Raw genomic sequence first — 18270 nt, forward strand, 5'->3', positions numbered from 1 at the left:
TTCGAAGTGGATGCAGACGGTAAGGTGACCTTCACTCCTGATAAACAGTTCAAGGGTGAAACACCAGAGCTTGAATTGACTCGTGTGGATGCCAACGGAACTCCTGTTACTGTCAAGTACCAAGCGGTTGTGAAAGAAGTAGTTCCAACCAGCACTAACGCAACGAGCACAGGTCCTCAAGGTGTCCCTCAAACAGGCACCCCAACTTTCCAAGGTGGTGATCCACTGGTTCCAATCGATGAAACAGTAGAGCCAACCTTCGAAGATGGAAGCAAAGGGAAATCTATTCCAGGTCAAGGAACTTACACGATTGCACCAGACGGTACAGTGACCTTCACTCCAGACAAGCAGTTTGTTGGAAACCCAGATCCAGTTACAGTGAAACGTGTAGATAAGAACGGTACAGAGGTTACTGCGACTTACAGCCCAGAGTTTACTAAGGTAACTCCGACTGGTTCAGGTGATAAGACAGAGGGTCTGCAAGGTCAGGTCCAAGAAGGTAAAGTGACCTTCACTCCAGGCTATGACTCAGTTCCATTCCCAGCTGATTCAACTCCACTATTTGACAATGGTACAACTGTTAAAGAAGTGCCAAATGTTGGTAAGTTCGAAGTGGACGCAGACGGTAAGGTGACCTTCACTCCTGATAAACAGTTCAAGGGTGAAACACCAGAACTTGAATTGACTCGTGTGGATGCCAACGGAACTCCTGTTACTGTCAAGTACCAAGCGGTGGTGAAAGAAGTAGTTCCAACCAGCACTAACGCAACGAGCACAGGTCCTCAAGGTGTCCCACAAACGGGCACCCCAACCTTCACAGAAGGTAATCCACTGGTTCCACTTGATGATACAAAACCAATGACATTCGAAGATGGTCAATCAACGAAAACAGTTCCGGGTGTAGGTGAATACAGCATCAATCCAGATGGATCTATTACCTTTACTCCAGAAAAACAATACGTTGGCACACCAGATCCTGTCACAGTCAAACGTGTAGATAAGAATGGAACAGAAGTCACTGCGACGTATACCCCAACAGTGACTAAGGTAACCCCAACTAGCACTAACGCAACGAGCACAGGTCCTCAAGGTGTCCCACAAACTGGTACTCCAACTTTCCAAGGTGGCGATCCACTGGTTCCAATTGATGAAACAGTAGAGCCAACCTTCGAAGATGGAAGCAAAGAGAAGTCTATTCCAGGTCAAGGAACTTACACGATTGCACCAGACGGAACTGTAACCTTCACTCCAGACAAGCAGTTTGTTGGAAACCCAGATCCAGTTACAGTCAAACGTGTAGATAAGAACGGCACCCCAGTCACTGCGACCTACAGTCCAGAGTTTACTAAGGTGACTCCTACAGGAACCGGTGCAACCAGCACAGGTCCTCAAGGTGTCCCACAAACTGGTACTCCAACTTTCCAAGGTGGCGATCCACTGGTTCCAATTGATGAAACAGTAGAGCCAACCTTCGAAGATGGAAGCAAAGAGAAATCTATTCCAGGCCAAGGAACCTACACGATTGCACCAGACGGAACTGTAACCTTCACTCCAGACAAGCAGTTTGTTGGGAACCCAGATCCAGTTACAGTGAAACGTCTGGATATGTATGGAAATGTAGTTATTGCTCATTACACACCAACTGTCCATGGCCAAACACAAGTGAGTGATGCGACATCCGAAGGTCTTAAAGGTCAAACTCAGACTGGTAAACCAAACTTTACAGGTGATGTCGAGCTGACAGTTCCACCAACCTTTGAAGATGGAACAACTGAAAAAGTCGTTCCAGGTGAAGGAACTTATGTAATCTCACCAGATGGCACCGTCACCTTTACCCCTGAGGCAGACTTTGTAGGACAAGCCAAAGGTGTGAAAGTGATCCGTAAAGATCGCAATGGAAATATCATTTCAGGATTCTATACTCCAACAGTAGTAGAACTTCCAGAGCAAGTGAAGCCGTCTGATAAAAAAGAACTTTCAGTACCTGATTCGAAACCAGATCAATTGACGCAAAACATCTCTGTAGAAAAACATCAACTTCCAAATACTGGAACTCAAGAAGATGGTTTGAAAAATCTAGGAATTCTGACAGCCCTAGCAGGTGCCATGACATTTGGATTACTAGGTAAAAAGAAACGAAACGATGAATCAGACTAATCATTTTTAAGAACCGAGAAATCGGTTCTTTTTTATGACATTTGTCATATTTCCTAGTGACAGAAGCATCTAGCTCCGCCAACTTCAAAAGTCTATAATTGAAGTATGAAATGGAGGAAGAAGAAATGAAAAATAAAATGATTGTCGCAGTGAGTTTAGTAGCAGCAGGAGTTATGACCTATCTCATGTTTTCAGGATTGGACGAGGGTTTCTATCATTTTCCTTGGGAGCTCTTTGCTGGCTTTGGAATGATGTCTTGGCTTGTCAGAGAAGGTTTGAAATTAGTCAGAGATGTGAAAAAGGAGTTTGAGGAATGAAAAAAGCAATCATCTATTTCTTTATCGGCCTGTCACTCTTGGTATGGTTAGTGGAAATGTTTACTGGTTGGTTTGACCAAACCTTGCTTCGCCAATTTATTCGTGGTGCTTGGGGTTTTGGATTTATGATTTTCGTTGTTTTCCCTATGGGAATGAAGTGGTTGAAAGGAGAATCTCATGACTGTGATTAAAGTTGAGAAATTGAGTAAGAAAATAAAAGACAAGGAGATATTGCGGAACATCTCTTTTGAAATCAACGATGGTGAATGTGTCGCCTTGATCGGGCCTAACGGAGCAGGGAAGACAACCTTGATTGATTGCCTCTTGGGAGACAAGTTCATGAGCTCAGGTCAGATAGCCATTCAAGGCTTTGCACCAACAGATCCTCGATTAAAGCAGCTTATTTCTATCTTACCTCAAGAAAATACGGTGGTTCAAGACTTGAAAGTGAAAGAACTCTTATCCTTCTTTCAATCAATCTATCCAAACAGTCTCTCCAATCAAGAAATTGATGACTTGCTGAGATTTTCGGACAAGCAGAAAAATCAGCTAGCGGGCAAGTTGTCTGGTGGGCAAAAACGTTTGTTCTCTTTCGTGTTGTCTTTAATAGGTCGTCCGAAAATTCTATTTTTGGACGAACCAACTGCTGCCATGGATACCTCGACACGTCAGCATTTTTGGGAAATTGTCAATCAGTTAAAGAAAAATGGTGTCACCATTGTCTACTCTTCTCACTATATCGAAGAGGTAGAACATACGGCTGACCGCATTTTGGTCCTCCACAAGGGTGAATTGATCCGTGATACGACACCTTATGCCATGCGTGGTGAAGAACAAGAAAAACATTTTACGGTACCACTAACTTATCAGGAAGTTATCAGCACTTTGGACCAGATTCAAGGGCTTGAAATCAAGCAAAATGCTCTTTCCTTCACAACCAAAGAAGCCAGCAAAGTATGGAAAGTCTTGCAAGAACAGGGCTGCATGATCGAAGAAATTGAAGTTCGCAATCGAACTCTCTTAGACAGTATCTTCGAAACGACTCAAGACTAAAGGAGATTGACGATGAAAAATATGACAAGTCTCATGAAAGTAGAAATCATTCTGATGAAACGGCAAGCCATCTACTACTTGCTATCCATCGGACTTCCAAGTGTATTTTACCTTATTTTCTCTGGTATGATGTCAGGATCAGACATTCCAGAAATCGCTCTTCAAGCCTATCTCTTTGCCATGACGCTCTTTAGTATCATGTCAAGTGCTTTTTTCAGTATCCCAAGCACACTCGAGTCTGATAAGACAAACAACTGGCAAAAATTGATTCAACATTCTCCCGTATCTATGGTAGAATATTATGTATCAAAACTGTTCAGCACTCTGCTAACTTTCTTGTTATCAGTTATAGTTGTCTTTTCAGTTGGTCATTTTGTCCGTGGAGTGACTCTGCCTTGGCTTGACTGGATGGTAATTGGTGCTATTTTGCTGATCGGAAGCGTGGTCTTTATCAGCATGGGGGTCTTGGTGAGCTTGCTACCCAGTGCTCAACTGATGACGGTTGTTGGAAATATTGCCTATATTGCTTTGGCTGTTCTAGGTGGACTGTGGTTCCCCTTGGATTCCTTCCCAGAATGGCTCCAATCTATTGGAAAGCTGACTCCAACCTATCAACTGATGCAGGTCGTCTCTACTTATTTGGAACACCATGAATTTAATATTCTTTCTGCCTTGGTTGTGCTAGGCTATACAGTTTTCTTTGGTGTACTGGTAATCCAGCTGAAAAAAAGGATTGAGGTAAAATAAATCTATGTTGGAAAAATTTAAAAACATTCATTATATGTTTCATATTTCAATTGTGTTTATCATCTTTCCTATAGCGGGTGTCATCGTTGGAGATTACCCGCTTTTAACCTTGCTATGGACCCTACTATTTGTACTTGCCTTCTATTCGGTTTTAATCAGTCAGAATCGCACCGTGCAGTGGCTAGCATGGTGGTCCATGCTTGTCTACATTTTTTATACATCTGTTTGGCTAAGTTCAGGTTTCACATGGTTTATCTTTTATTTATCCAATCTCCTTATTTATGAGCTGGATGAGATTTCTTTTCACTCTTGGCGTTTTGTCAGTTTTATTGTCCTGCAACCATTTATTCTGACCGGAATCTATATGGTCGATCAAGTTAGTCCCTGGCAGCTACTCTTTTTCTTGGTGACCTTTATCTTTTCCGATGCAATGACCTTTGGTCTCTATCGAATTCGGATAACAGAAGAGCTAAAAGAAGAAAAGATGAAACAAAATGCCAAGCTCAATCTTTTCTTGGCTGAAAACGAACGCAGTCGTATCGGTCAGGATCTTCATGACAGCCTAGGTCATACCTTTGCCATGTTGAGTGTGAAGACGGACCTTGCCCTCCAGCTTCTTCAAATGCAGGCCTATCCTCAAGTGGAAAAAGAGTTAAAAGAAATTCATCAGATTAGTAAAGAATCCATGAATGAAGTTCGTACAATTATCGAAAATCTTAAAACCAGAACCCTAGCTTCCGAATTTGCGACTGTTAAAAAAATGCTGGAAATTGCAGGAATTGAAACGGAAATCAATCACCAACTAGATACAGCTAGCCTAACTCAGGAATTAGAGTCAACGGCCTCCATGATTTTGCTTGAGCTAGTGACCAATATCATCAAACATGCCAAAGCATCGAAAGCTTACTTGAAATTAGAACGAACTGAGAAAGAACTCATTCTAACAGTGAGAGATGATGGATGTGGCTTTGCTTCTTTAAAAGGAGATGAGCTCCATACCGTTCGAGACCGTGTCCTTCCTTTTTCAGGAGAAGTAAAGGTGATCAGTCAGAAACATCCGACTGAAGTGCAGGTTCGGTTACCTTATAAGGAGAGGAACTAAGATGAAACTACTTGTTGCAGAAGATCAAAGTATGTTGCGAGATGCCATGTGCCAGTTGCTTACCTTTCAACCAGATGTAGATTCTGTCCTACAAGCCAAGGATGGCCAAGAAGCAATTCAACTCTTAGAAAAGGAGCCCGTAGATATCGCCATTCTTGACGTAGAAATGCCTGTTAAGACAGGCCTCGAAGTCTTGGAGTGGATACGAGCAGAAAAGCCAGAAACAAAGGTGGTTGTGGTGACGACCTTCAAACGCCCTGGCTATTTTGAACGTGCGGTCAAGGCTGGAGTGGATGCTTATGTCTTGAAAGAAAGAAGCATTGCAGACCTCATGCAAACCTTGCACACTGTTCTTGAAGGACGTAAGGAATATTCGCCTGAATTGATGGAAGTGGTGATGACGCACCCCAATCCGTTAACAGAGCAAGAAATCGCTGTTTTAAAGGGAATCGCTCAGGGCTTGTCTAACCAAGAAATCGCAGACCAACTCTATCTATCAAATGGAACCGTCCGAAACTATGTCACCAATATTCTTTCGAAACTAGATGCTGGTAATCGAACAGAGGCAGCCAACATTGCAAAAGAATCTGGTTGGCTTTGATAAGAAGGGTTAAACAATTCCGAAATGATAACTTGAATCGAAGGAAATCCATACTAGAAAGGAGGAGGCAAATTGCCTCCTTTTCTGGTTTAGAAAAGCGGTGAAAGCTAGTGTCAAAGAGTTAAAAGATCAGAATAAAAATGAAAAATATCTTGACAATGAAGGAAAAATTGTGTTACAATAATAGACGGTACTTTTTACTTTTGGTCTCTCAAAAGTGTACAGGGACGTGCTGACAAATGTTGCAAAAGTACACACAGATGGTAGCTGTCACCAAGTGTATCATCACCAAAAATAAAAAACACAGGAGAATGTAGATGCCTACAATTAACCAATTGGTTCGCAAACCGCGTAAATCAAAAGTAGAAAAATCTAAATCACCAGCTTTGAACGTTGGTTACAACAGTCATAAAAAAGTTCAAACAAACGTTTCTTCACCACAAAAACGTGGTGTTGCAACTCGTGTGGGAACAATGACACCTAAAAAACCTAACTCTGCCCTTCGTAAATTCGCTCGTGTACGTTTGAGCAACCTTATCGAAGTTACTGCCTACATCCCAGGTATCGGACACAACTTGCAAGAGCACAGCGTGGTGCTTCTTCGTGGTGGACGTGTAAAAGACCTTCCAGGGGTACGTTACCATATCGTCCGTGGTGCACTTGATACTGCAGGTGTTAACGATCGTAAACAAGGCCGTTCTAAATACGGTACTAAACGTCCAAAAGCATAAGGAAAGGGGATAAAGAGAAATGAGTCGTAAAAATAGAGCTCCAAAACGTGACGTATTGCCAGATCCGCTTTACAATTCACAACTAGTTACTCGTCTTATCAACCGCGTTATGCTTGATGGTAAACGTGGTACAGCTGCTTCAATCGTTTACGGTGCTTTTGAGCAAATCAAAGAAGCTACTGGCAATGATGCACTTGAAGTATTTGAAACAGCTATGGAAAACATCATGCCTGTACTTGAAGTACGTGCACGTCGTGTTGGTGGATCTAACTACCAAGTCCCAGTTGAAGTTCGTCCAGAACGCCGTACAACACTTGGACTTCGTTGGTTGGTAACCATCGCTCGCCTTCGTGGTGAACACACAATGCAAGACCGTCTTGCAAAAGAAATCTTGGATGCTGCGAACAACACAGGTGCAGCAGTTAAGAAACGTGAAGACACTCACCGTATGGCTGAAGCTAACCGTGCCTTCGCACACTTCCGTTGGTAAGAATAAGATACTAAGGGCGTTAAAAAAGCGACTGAAAATTAGGAAGCTTGACGCAGAATCAAAGATTCTAGGAAAGCTTATCTATTTTCCGAGCTTTTAGCCCGAGTTCAATTGAGTTCAAATCAGCTAACTTGAGCTTTTAGCTCGAGTTTAACTCAACTTACCAGCTCGTAAGTTGAAACCAACAAAAACAAGATAAACATTGAGAACGGGTAGGTCCTGCCTATCCGTTTTTATTAAAATCGTGTTATAATAGAATAGAAATTAAAATAAATAGGAGAAACAAACCTCATGGCACGCGAATTTTCACTTGAAAAAACTCGTAATATCGGTATCATGGCTCACGTCGATGCCGGTAAAACAACAACTACTGAGCGTATTCTTTACTACACTGGTAAAATCCACAAAATCGGTGAAACTCACGAAGGTGCGTCACAAATGGACTGGATGGAGCAAGAGCAAGAACGTGGTATCACTATCACATCTGCTGCGACAACAGCTCAATGGAACAACCACCGCGTAAACATCATCGACACACCAGGACACGTGGACTTCACAATCGAAGTACAACGTTCTCTTCGTGTATTGGACGGTGCGGTTACTGTTCTTGACTCACAATCAGGTGTTGAGCCTCAAACTGAAACAGTTTGGCGTCAAGCAACTGAGTACGGAGTTCCACGTATCGTATTTGCCAACAAAATGGACAAAATCGGTGCTGACTTCCTTTACTCAGTAAGCACACTTCACGACCGTCTTCAAGCAAACGCACACCCAATCCAATTGCCAATCGGTGCTGAAGATGACTTCCGCGGTATCATCGACTTGATCAAGATGAAAGCTGAAATCTATACTAACGACCTTGGTACAGATATCCTTGAAGAAGATATTCCAGCGGAATACCTTGACCAAGCTCAAGAATACCGTGAAAAATTGGTTGAAGCAGTCGCTGAAACTGATGAAGACTTGATGATGAAATATCTTGAAGGTGAAGAAATCACTAACGAAGAATTGAAAGCTGCTATCCGTAAAGCAACTATCAATGTTGAATTCTTCCCAGTATTGTGTGGTTCTGCCTTCAAGAACAAGGGTGTTCAATTGATGCTTGATGCGGTTATCGACTACCTTCCAAGCCCACTTGACATCCCAGCAATCAAAGGTATCAACCCAGATACAGATGAAGAAGAAACTCGCCCAGCATCTGATGATGAGCCATTCGCAGCTCTTGCCTTCAAGATCATGACTGACCCATTCGTAGGTCGTTTGACATTCTTCCGTGTATACTCAGGTGTTCTCCAATCAGGTTCTTACGTATTGAACACTTCTAAAGGTAAACGTGAACGTATCGGACGTATCCTTCAAATGCACGCTAACAGCCGTCAAGAAATTGACACTGTTTACTCAGGTGATATCGCAGCTGCCGTTGGTTTGAAAGATACAACAACTGGTGACTCATTGACAGATGAAAAAGCTAAAATCATCCTTGAGTCAATCAACGTTCCAGAACCAGTTATCCAATTGATGGTTGAGCCTAAATCTAAAGCAGACCAAGACAAGATGGGTATCGCTCTTCAAAAATTGGCTGAAGAAGATCCAACATTCCGCGTTGAAACAAACGTTGAAACTGGTGAAACAGTTATCTCTGGTATGGGTGAACTTCACCTTGACGTCCTTGTTGACCGTATGCGTCGTGAGTTCAAAGTGGAAGCAAACGTAGGTGCTCCTCAAGTATCTTATCGTGAAACATTCCGCGCTTCTACTCAAGCACGTGGATTCTTCAAACGTCAGTCTGGTGGTAAAGGTCAATTCGGTGATGTATGGATTGAATTTACTCCAAACGAAGAAGGTAAAGGATTCGAATTCGAAAACGCAATCGTCGGTGGTGTGGTTCCTCGTGAATTTATCCCAGCGGTTGAAAAAGGTTTGGTAGAATCTATGGCTAACGGTGTTCTTGCAGGTTACCCAATGGTTGACGTTAAAGCTAAGCTTTACGATGGTTCATACCACGATGTCGACTCATCTGAAACTGCCTTCAAGATCGCGGCTTCACTTGCCCTTAAAGAAGCTGCTAAATCAGCACAACCAGCTATCCTTGAGCCAATGATGCTTGTAACCATCACTGTTCCTGAAGAAAACCTTGGTGATGTTATGGGTCACGTAACTGCTCGTCGTGGACGTGTAGATGGTATGGAAGCACACGGTAACAGCCAAATCGTTCGTGCTTACGTTCCACTTGCTGAAATGTTCGGTTACGCAACAGTTCTTCGTTCTGCATCTCAAGGACGTGGTACCTTCATGATGGTATTTGACCACTACGAAGATGTACCTAAGTCAGTACAAGAAGAAATCATTAAGAAAAACAAAGGTGAAGACTAATCAGTCCTCACTCTAGAAGGAAGTCACTTAGTGGCTTCCTTTTTGTCTTTAACTATTCATTTTTGCTGAATATAGTATACGAATTTGATCGCTAAGTGAGAAAAATACTAATTCTATCCAGAAAGAAAATAATCTAATTTGATAAATTAAAGTAAATAAAGGTTCCTAATTCCGTAGATAACTTAATAAAAATGAGGAAAAGATTCATAAATACACTTTTAGATAGAAAATTCAGAAAATTGACTCTTTTGTCTTGAAAATTTTTGAAAAAATGGTATGATAGTAACAAGCTATTTTTTTAAGAGAAGAGAAAGGGGAATAATGGAGAAAATCAGTTTAGAATCTCCTAAGACGGGGTCGGACCTAGTTTTGGAAACACTTCGGGACTTAGGGATTGATACTATTTTTGGTTATCCTGGTGGTGCGGTCTTACCTTTGTATGATGCGATATATAATTTTAAAGGTATTCGCCACATCTTGGGACGCCATGAGCAAGGCTGTTTGCACGAAGCTGAAGGATATGCCAAATCAACTGGAAAGTTGGGCGTTGCCGTCGTCACGAGTGGCCCGGGAGCAACAAATGCCATTACAGGGATTGCAGATGCCATGAGCGATAGCGTTCCCCTTTTGGTCTTTACAGGTCAGGTTGCGCGAGCTGGGATAGGAAAGGATGCCTTTCAGGAGGCAGACATTGTGGGGATTACCATGCCCATTACCAAGTACAATTACCAAGTTCGTGAGACAGCAGATATTCCTCGTATTATTACGGAAGCTGTCCATATCGCAACGACAGGTCGTCCAGGTCCAGTTGTGATTGACTTGCCAAAGGATGTATCAGCCCTAGAGACAGATTTCATCTATTCGCCGGAGGTGAATTTACCAAGTTACCAACCGACACTTGATCCAAATGACATGCAAATCAAGAAAATCTTGAAGCAATTGTCAAAAGCCAAGAAACCTGTTTTGTTAGCAGGGGGCGGTATTAGCTATGCAGAAGCTTCTAAGGAGCTTAATGAATTTGCTGAACGTTACCAAATTCCAGTAGTCACTAGTCTTTTGGGGCAAGGAACCATTGCAACGAGTCATCCGCTCTTCCTAGGGATGGGAGGCATGCACGGTTCTTTCGCAGCCAATATTGCAATGACGGAAGCGGACTTTATGATTAGTATTGGTTGCCGTTTCGATGACCGCTTGACTGGGAACCCTAAGACCTTCGCGAAGAATGCTAAGGTTGCCCATATCGATATAGATCCAGCTGAGATTGGTAAGATTATCAGTGCAGATATTCCAGTGGTTGGGGACGCTAAGAAAGCCTTGCAGATGCTCCTAGCAGAACCAACTGTCCATAACAATACTGAAAAGTGGATTGACAAAGTTACCAAGGACAAGAACCGCGTTCGTTCTTATGATAAGAAAGAACGTGTGGTTCAACCTCAGGCCGTTATTGAACGCATCGGTGAGTTGACGAATGGAGATGCCATTGTTGTCACAGATGTAGGGCAACACCAAATGTGGACAGCTCAGTATTATCCTTACCAAAATGAGCGTCAGTTAGTCACTTCAGGTGGTTTGGGTACCATGGGATTCGGAGTTCCTGCAGCTATTGGAGCCAAGATTGCCAATCCAGAAAAAGAAGTCATCCTTTTTGTCGGTGATGGTGGTTTCCAAATGACCAACCAAGAGCTAGCGATTCTAAACATCTACAAGGTGCCGATTAAGGTTGTCATGTTGAATAACCACTCACTAGGAATGGTTCGTCAGTGGCAGGAATCCTTCTATGAGGGTAGAACTTCCGAGTCAGTCTTTGATACACTTCCTGACTTCCAGCTGATGGCACAGGCTTATGGCATCAAAAACTATAAATTTGATAATCCAGAGACGATAGAGAAGGATCTAGAAGTCATTCTGGAGGATGTGCCCATGTTTATCGAGGTGGATATTTCTCGTAAGGAACAGGTCTTACCGATGGTACCAGCTGGTAAGAGCAATCATGAGATGTTGGGGGTGAAGTTCCATGCGTAGAATGTTAACAGCTAGATTGCAAAACCGTTCAGGAGTTTTGAATCGTTTTACAGGTGTCCTTTCTCGTCGTCAAGTCAATATTGAGAGTATCTCAGTTGGTGCGACAGAGAATCCCAATGTATCTCGCATCACCATCATTATTGATGTAGCTTCACATGATGAAGTAGAGCAAATCATTAAACAACTCAATCGTCAGATTGATGTAATTCGCATTCGTGATATCACAGATAAACCACACTTGGAAAGAGAAGTGATCTTGGTAAAAGTATCTGCTCCTGCTGAGAAGCGTGCAGAAATCTTGGCCATTATCCAACCTTTCCGTGCAACGGTAGTAGATGTGGCTCCAAGCTCAATCACCATCCAGATGACGGGAAATGCTGAGAAGAGTGAAGCTTTATTACGAGTGATTCGACCATATGGTATTAAAAATATCGCTCGTACGGGTGCAACTGGATTTACCCGCGACTAATACTCTTAGTATAAAATCCAGCATAAATTTGTTAAACCAGCCTATAAGGCAATAAAAATAGAAAAGAGAGAAAAACTATGGCAGTTCAAATGGAATACGAAAAAGATGTTAAAGTAGCAGCGCTTGACGGTAAAAAAATCGCCGTAATCGGTTATGGTTCACAAGGACATGCGCATGCGCAAAACTTGCGTGATTCAGGTCGTGATGTCATCATCGGTGTGCGTCCAGGTAAATCTTTTGACAAAGCAAAAGAAGACGGATTTGACACTTACACAGTAGCAGAAGCAACTAAATTGGCTGACGTTATCATGATCTTGGCACCAGACGAAATCCAACAAGAATTGTACGAAGCAGAAATCGCTCCAAACTTGGAAGCTGGAAATGCAGTTGGATTTGCCCATGGTTTCAATATCCACTTTGAATTTATCAAAGTTCCTGCAGATGTAGATGTCTTCATGTGTGCTCCTAAAGGACCAGGACACTTGGTACGTCGTACTTATGAAGAAGGATTTGGTGTGCCAGCTCTTTACGCAGTTTACCAAGATGCAACTGGAAATGCGAAAAACATTGCTATGGACTGGTGTAAAGGTGTTGGGGCTGCTCGTGTTGGTTTGCTTGAAACAACTTACAAAGAAGAAACTGAAGAAGATTTGTTTGGTGAACAAGCCGTACTTTGTGGTGGTTTGACTGCCCTTATCGAAGCAGGTTTTGAAGTCTTGACAGAAGCAGGCTATGCCCCAGAATTGGCTTACTTTGAAGTTCTTCATGAAATGAAATTGATCGTTGACTTGATCTATGAAGGTGGATTCAAGAAAATGCGTCAATCTATTTCAAACACTGCTGAATACGGTGACTATGTATCAGGTCCACGTGTGATTACTGAGCAAGTGAAAGAAAACATGAAAGCTGTTTTGGCAGATATCCAAAATGGTAAATTTGCAAATGACTTTGTGAATGACTACAAGGCTGGTCGTCCAAAATTAACTGCTTACCGTGAACAAGCAGCTAACCTTGAAATCGAAAAAGTTGGTGCAGAATTGCGTAAAGCAATGCCTTTCGTTGGTAAAAACGACGACGACGCATTCAAAATCTACAATTAATTCTTGTAAAGAGAGACAGAAGGCGAGTTGGGGGTACCTAACTCGTTTTTTATCTTGAACAGTATTTGAGGAGGAGACAATGCTAAGTGCAAAAGATGTGGTGAAAGCCCACAAAGTTTTGAGTGGTGTAGTAGTAGATACACCACTAGAATATGATCATTATTTATCAGAAAAATACCAAGCAAAGATTTATCTCAAAAAGGAGAATGCGCAACGAGTTCGCTCTTTTAAAATTCGTGGAGCCTATTATGCCATTTCTCAACTATCAAAAGAAGAACGCGAGCGTGGTGTAGTCTGTGCCTCTGCGGGAAATCATGCCCAAGGTGTCGCCTATACTTGTAATGAGATGAAGATTCCTGCAACGATCTTTATGCCCATCACAACACCGCAACAAAAGATTGGGCAAGTTCGCTTTTTCGGTGGAGAGTTCGTGACAATCAAGTTGGTTGGGGATACCTTTGATGCTTCTGCTAAGGCAGCGCAAGAATTTACATTAACAGAAAACCGGACCTTCATCGATCCTTTTGATGATGCGCATGTTCAGGCTGGTCAAGGGACTGTAGCCTATGAGATTCTTGAAGAAGCCCGTAAAGAGTCTATTGATTTTGATACAGTACTTGTACCAGTAGGTGGTGGTGGATTGATTGCCGGTGTTTCTACTTATATTAAGGAAACCAACCCGACTATCGAAGTGATTGGAGTAGAAGCCAATGGAGCTCGCTCTATGAAAGCTGCCTTTGAAGCTGGGGGACCAGTTAAACTCAAAGAAATTGATAAGTTTGCTGATGGGATAGCTGTGCAGAAGGTTGGACAATTAACCTATGAAGCGACCCGTAAGAATGTTGAAACGCTGATTGGGGTGGACGAGGGATTGATTTCTGAAACCTTGATTGATCTTTATTCCAAACAAGGTATTGTAGCGGAACCAGCCGGAGCTGCCAGCGTTGCAGCCTTGGAAGTTTTATCAGACTATATCAAAGGCAAGACGATTTGTTGTATCATTTCTGGAGGAAATAACGATATCAACCGCATGCCAGAGATGGAAGAACGTGCCTTGATTTACGATGGAATCAAGCATTACTTTGTAGTGAATTTCCCACAACGTCCAGGAGCTCTACGAGAGTTTGTAAATGACATTTTGGGGCCAAATGATGACATCACTCGTTTTGAATATATCAAACGAGCAAGCAAGGGGACAGGCCCTGTCTTGATTGGGGTAGCCCTTGCCAATAAACATGATTATGCTGGATTGATTCATCGGATGGAAAAATTTGACCCATCTTATATTAATTTGAATGGCAACGAAACGTTGTACAATATGCTAGTTTAAGCTAAAATAAAATTATTATCATATTATTTGCGTAATGGTAATGATGGTGCTATAATGAGGGTGACGAAAGGGGGAGATTCCCATGTTTTTACAAATTTTACTTGTTTTATTGTTTTTAGTGGTGATTGCATCAGTGATCATGGTTAGTTCTGTGTATGTGGTTCGACAACAATCTGTCGCTATCATAGAACGTTTTGGGAAATACCAAAAGTTGAGCAATAGTGGTATTCATTTACGAGCTCCTTTTGGAATTGATAGGATTGCGGCAAGAGTTCAACTACGCTTGTTGCAAAGTGAGATTGTTGTAGAGACAAAGACGCAAGATAATGTATTTGTAACGATGAATGTGGCAACTCAGTATCGAGTAAATGAAAACAATGTCACAGATGCCTATTATAAATTGATGCGTCCAGAAGCCCAGATTAAATCCTATATTGAAGATGCTTTGCGTTCATCTGTACCAAAGCTAACCCTAGATGAGTTGTTTGAGAAGAAGGATGAAATCGCCTTAGAAGTTCAAAAACAAGTGGCTGAAGAAATGTCTACGTATGGGTATATCATTGTCAAAACGCTGATTACTAAGGTTGAACCTGATGCTGAAGTAAAACAATCAATGAATGAAATTAACGCGGCTCAACGTAAGAGAGTTGCGGCGCAAGAGCTTGCTGAAGCAGATAAGATTAAAATCGTGACCGCAGCAGAAGCAGAAGCAGAAAAAGATCGCCTACATGGTGTAGGGATTGCAGAGCAGCGTAAAGCAATTGTTGACGGATTAGCTGATTCTATCCAAGAGTTAAAAGGAGCCAATGTTGAGCTGACTGAAGAACAAATCATGTCTATCCTATTAACGAACCAGTATTTAGATACGTTGAATAATTTTGCAGATAAAGATGGTAATAATACAATCTTCCTGCCAGCAAATCCTAATGGAGTTGAGGATATAAGAACTCATATATTATCGGCTTTAAAAGCTAAATAAAAATATGCAGAATAATATAGTTACGATGAATATATGTTTTTTTATTGACAAACGAAATAAAAACGTATACAATTAAGTATTGTAAAGAATAATTTAGGAGAAGAACATGGCTAAGTCGAACTTTGAAAAAGTAGAAGCAGTTGTTGGCTGGGTTCGTGATAAGAAAATCACAGGCTACCGTATCTCTAAAGAAACGAATGCGCGTGAAATGTCTATCATTGCTCTAGCACAAGGACGCGCAAAAGTTAAAAATATTTCATTTGAAACAGCTCTTGGTTTAATCGATTTCTATGAAAAAAATCATGAAAAATTTGAAGATTAAACTGTGGTCACAGGCAGATTCCTGAGTCGAGTCTGCCTTTTCTTTACAATTACAAATTAAAAAGACTGCATTCTTTATGCAGTCTTTGTTTATTAGCTGAGATAACGTTGAAGAAATTCTTTTGTTCGTTCTTCTTTAGGGTTCGTGAAGAGTTCTTCTGGTTTGCCTTCTTCAGCAATGACGCCCTTATCCATAAAGATGACACGGTGAGAAACATCGCGAGCGAACTCCATTTCGTGGGTTACAACGATCATGGTCAAGCCCTCTTGAGCCAAATCCTGCATAATTTTGAGGACTTCTCCGACCATTTCAGGGTCGAGGGCAGATGTTGGTTCGTCGAAGAGAATGGCGTCAGGATTCATGGAGAGTGCGCGGGCGATAGCCACGCGTTGTTTTTGGCCCCCGGAGAGTTGTTTGGGCTTGGCTTGCCAGTAACGTTCTCCCATACCGACTTTTTCGAGATTCTCTTTGGCAATTTTTTCAGCTTCAGAGTGGTCGCGTTTAAGGACAGTCGTCTGAGCGACGATTGTATTTTCAAGGACATTCAGATTTTCAAAGAGATTGAAAGATTGGAAAACCATACCGAGTTTTTCACGATAATGGGTGAGGTTATAGCCTTTTTCTAAGACATTTTCTCCTCGATAGAGAATCTCTCCCTCTGTAGGTGTTTCGAGTAAATTAATTGAACGAAGGAAGGTTGATTTTCCGCTTCCTGAGCTCCCGATGATGGAAATAACCTCTCCTTTATGGACGGTGAGGGAAATGTCTTTTAACACTTCGTTTTGCCCATAGGATTTTTTGAGGTGTTTGATTTCAAGGATTGCTTGTGTCATTTTTTCAAATCCTCCGTTTGCATTTGGTTAGCACCTGTAGTGTAAGTATCCATGTCCATGCGACGTTCGATAAAGCGTAGGATACGGGTCACAGTGAAGGTGAGGACAAAGTAAATCACGGCGATGATGGTAAAGGTCTGGAAGTATTGATAGGTTTGTGTTGCTACAGTATTTCCTGAGAAATAAAGCTCAACAACAGAAATAACGTTCAATACGGAGGTATCTTTGATGTTGATGACAAACTCATTACCAGTAGCAGGTAGAATATTGCGGACAACCTGAGGTAGGACAATCTTACGCATGGTTTGATTATGGGTCATACCAAGAGCAGTTGCAGCTTCAAACTGTCCTTTGTCAACTGCTAGGATACCACCACGGACGATCTCTGTCATGTAGGCACCCGTATTGATTGAGACGATGAAGATAGCAGCTAGTGTGCGGTCAAGATTGATACCGAAAGCTTGGGCAGTTCCATAGTAGATAACCATGGATTGAACAATCATTGGTGTACCACGGAAGATCTCGATATAGACATTAAGGATCCAGCCAAGTAGCTTTTGCAAGCCATAGATTGCCTTGTTCTCAGATAGTGGAGCGGTACGGAAGACCCCAATCGCAAGTCCGATAAGGAGACCTGTGATGGTTCCGATAATGGAGATTAAGAGTGTGATACCAGCACCACGCAAGAGTTGTTGCCAGTTTTCAGAAAGTATCTTAGCGACTTGGCTAAAGAAACTACTTTCTTCCTCTGTTGTTGTAGACTCCACAGGTTGCTCTTTGATCATACGATCCATGAGGGCTACTTGTTCATCCTTAGAGATGGTTTCGATGCTAGCATTGATTTGGCTGATGCGGCTGTCATCTTTACGAAGTCCAATGGCAATAGCTGTATCTTCTTCGCCAGTTTTGAAACCTGGTTGAGGTTGGATCATTTTGAACTTAGCGTTAGCAGACTCAGCGGTCATTGCTTCAGGTCGTTCAGAAACATAGGCATCAATAACACCAGCCTCCAGAGCTTGACGCATTTGGGCGAAGTCACCCATAGCTGTTTCTTTTTTGGCATCTGGAATTTGGGAAATCAGGTCATAAAGATAAACACCTTGTTGAGACGTGATTTTTGCCCCACTAAAGTCCTCTAAAGATTTGGCATTTGCATAGGCAGAGTCCTTTTTTACCAATAGAACCGGTTCGCTAGTATAGTAACTGCTTGAAAAAGCAATTTCTTGTTTGCGTTCAGCGGTTGGGCTCATACCGGCAATGATCATATCGATTTTGCCAGAAGTAAGGGCTGGAACAAGTCCTTCCCATTTGGTTTTCACAACCAAAGGTTCCTTACCAAGGTCTTTGGCAATCTTTTTAGCAATTTGAACATCGTAGCCGTTGGCATATTGGTTGGTACCGTCGATTTTGACGGCGCCGTTACTATCGTCGTCTTGGGTCCAGTTGAAGGGAGCGTAAGCTGCCTCCATCCCGATGCGTAAATATTCGTCGGCTTGGACTTGGCTAACTAGTCCTAAGGTAAGGGCTAGGCTAGCAAGGATAGATAAGCATAATTTTTTCATGTTTTCTCCTATTTCTAGTCTAAAAATGACTCTCTCTATTGTATCTAAAAATAGTGAGATTTTCAATACAAGTAAGCCTTTA

17 protein-coding genes and 1 pseudogene are annotated in these 18270 nt (G+C 42.1%); 16 read left to right on the forward strand and 2 right to left on the reverse strand.

Annotated elements, in window-relative coordinates; genetic code table 11:
- From AXF18_RS04765 to AXF18_RS04840, 16 genes and pseudogenes are all read left to right on the forward strand, one after another.
- Positions 1 to 2157 (forward strand): annotated as a pseudogene (locus AXF18_RS04765) (YSIRK signal domain/LPXTG anchor domain surface protein); the annotation flags it as partial.
- Between the two features lie 110 nt (positions 2158 to 2267).
- Positions 2268 to 2474 (forward strand): hypothetical protein, encoded by a 207-nt coding sequence (locus tag AXF18_RS04770; protein WP_000390701.1) that lies wholly within the window; start codon positions 2268 to 2270, stop codon positions 2472 to 2474.
- Positions 2471 to 2665 (forward strand): hypothetical protein, encoded by a 195-nt coding sequence (locus tag AXF18_RS04775; RefSeq protein ID WP_000709165.1) that lies wholly within the window; start codon positions 2471 to 2473, stop codon positions 2663 to 2665. The genes AXF18_RS04770 and AXF18_RS04775 overlap by 4 nt, the downstream gene beginning before the upstream one ends.
- On the forward strand, positions 2652 to 3527 hold the full coding sequence (locus AXF18_RS04780) for an ABC transporter ATP-binding protein (RefSeq protein ID WP_049501534.1): 876 nt from the start codon (positions 2652 to 2654) through the stop codon (positions 3525 to 3527). Before AXF18_RS04775 ends, AXF18_RS04780 begins: the two co-directional genes overlap by 14 nt.
- Before the next feature lie 12 nt (positions 3528 to 3539).
- Complete coding sequence (locus AXF18_RS04785) at positions 3540 to 4274, forward strand: ABC transporter permease (protein ID WP_049501535.1); 735 nt, start codon at positions 3540 to 3542, stop codon at positions 4272 to 4274.
- A gap of 4 nt (positions 4275 to 4278) precedes the next feature.
- Positions 4279 to 5376, forward strand: coding sequence for a sensor histidine kinase (locus tag AXF18_RS04790; RefSeq protein WP_049550491.1), 1098 nt, complete (start codon positions 4279 to 4281; stop codon positions 5374 to 5376).
- Position 5377: 1 nt separating this feature from the next.
- On the forward strand, positions 5378 to 5977 hold the full coding sequence (locus AXF18_RS04795; protein ID WP_049501537.1) for a response regulator transcription factor: 600 nt from the start codon (positions 5378 to 5380) through the stop codon (positions 5975 to 5977).
- A 317-nt stretch (positions 5978 to 6294) separates the two neighbouring features.
- The gene (rpsL, locus tag AXF18_RS04800; protein ID WP_001142332.1) at positions 6295 to 6708 is read left to right on the forward strand and encodes a 30S ribosomal protein S12; all 414 of its coding nucleotides are present in this window, start codon (positions 6295 to 6297) and stop codon (positions 6706 to 6708) included.
- Between the two features lie 19 nt (positions 6709 to 6727).
- Positions 6728 to 7198, forward strand: coding sequence for a 30S ribosomal protein S7 (rpsG, locus tag AXF18_RS04805; protein ID WP_000087873.1), 471 nt, complete (start codon positions 6728 to 6730; stop codon positions 7196 to 7198).
- A 291-nt stretch (positions 7199 to 7489) separates the two neighbouring features.
- Positions 7490 to 9571 (forward strand): elongation factor G, encoded by a 2082-nt coding sequence (fusA, locus tag AXF18_RS04810; RefSeq protein WP_000090335.1) that lies wholly within the window; start codon positions 7490 to 7492, stop codon positions 9569 to 9571.
- A gap of 321 nt (positions 9572 to 9892) precedes the next feature.
- Positions 9893 to 11593 (forward strand): acetolactate synthase large subunit, encoded by a 1701-nt coding sequence (locus AXF18_RS04815; RefSeq protein ID WP_049500149.1) that lies wholly within the window; start codon positions 9893 to 9895, stop codon positions 11591 to 11593.
- Positions 11586 to 12062 carry an acetolactate synthase small subunit gene (gene ilvN / locus AXF18_RS04820; RefSeq protein ID WP_001253813.1) on the forward strand — a complete coding sequence of 159 codons (477 nt, stop codon included), beginning with the start codon at positions 11586 to 11588 and terminating at the stop codon, positions 12060 to 12062. The genes AXF18_RS04815 and ilvN overlap by 8 nt, the downstream gene beginning before the upstream one ends.
- Positions 12063 to 12139: 77 nt before the next feature.
- Positions 12140 to 13162, forward strand: a complete 1023-nt coding sequence (ilvC, locus tag AXF18_RS04825; protein WP_000290683.1) for a ketol-acid reductoisomerase — start codon at positions 12140 to 12142, stop codon at positions 13160 to 13162.
- A 79-nt stretch (positions 13163 to 13241) separates the two neighbouring features.
- Positions 13242 to 14492: a threonine ammonia-lyase IlvA gene (gene ilvA / locus AXF18_RS04830; protein ID WP_000947300.1), complete on the forward strand. Its 1251-nt coding sequence runs from the start codon at positions 13242 to 13244 to the stop codon at positions 14490 to 14492.
- A gap of 82 nt (positions 14493 to 14574) precedes the next feature.
- Positions 14575 to 15471, forward strand: coding sequence for an SPFH domain-containing protein (locus AXF18_RS04835; RefSeq protein WP_049500151.1), 897 nt, complete (start codon positions 14575 to 14577; stop codon positions 15469 to 15471).
- A gap of 106 nt (positions 15472 to 15577) precedes the next feature.
- Positions 15578 to 15793 carry a hypothetical protein gene (locus tag AXF18_RS04840; protein WP_001130031.1) on the forward strand — a complete coding sequence of 72 codons (216 nt, stop codon included), beginning with the start codon at positions 15578 to 15580 and terminating at the stop codon, positions 15791 to 15793.
- 92 nt (positions 15794 to 15885) lie between these two features.
- Here AXF18_RS04840 and AXF18_RS04845 read toward each other — a convergent pair whose 3' ends face one another.
- Positions 15886 to 16626, reverse strand: a complete 741-nt coding sequence (locus AXF18_RS04845; protein ID WP_000189490.1) for an amino acid ABC transporter ATP-binding protein — start codon at positions 16624 to 16626, stop codon at positions 15886 to 15888.
- Complete coding sequence (locus AXF18_RS04850; protein WP_049500153.1) at positions 16623 to 18188, reverse strand: ABC transporter substrate-binding protein/permease; 1566 nt, start codon at positions 18186 to 18188, stop codon at positions 16623 to 16625. The genes AXF18_RS04845 and AXF18_RS04850 overlap by 4 nt, the downstream gene beginning before the upstream one ends.
- Between the last annotated feature and the right edge of the window lie 82 nt (positions 18189 to 18270).

This window comes from Streptococcus sp. oral taxon 064 (genome assembly GCF_001683375.1).
In the GTDB taxonomy this organism is placed as follows: Bacteria; Bacillota; Bacilli; order Lactobacillales; family Streptococcaceae; genus Streptococcus; species Streptococcus oralis_S.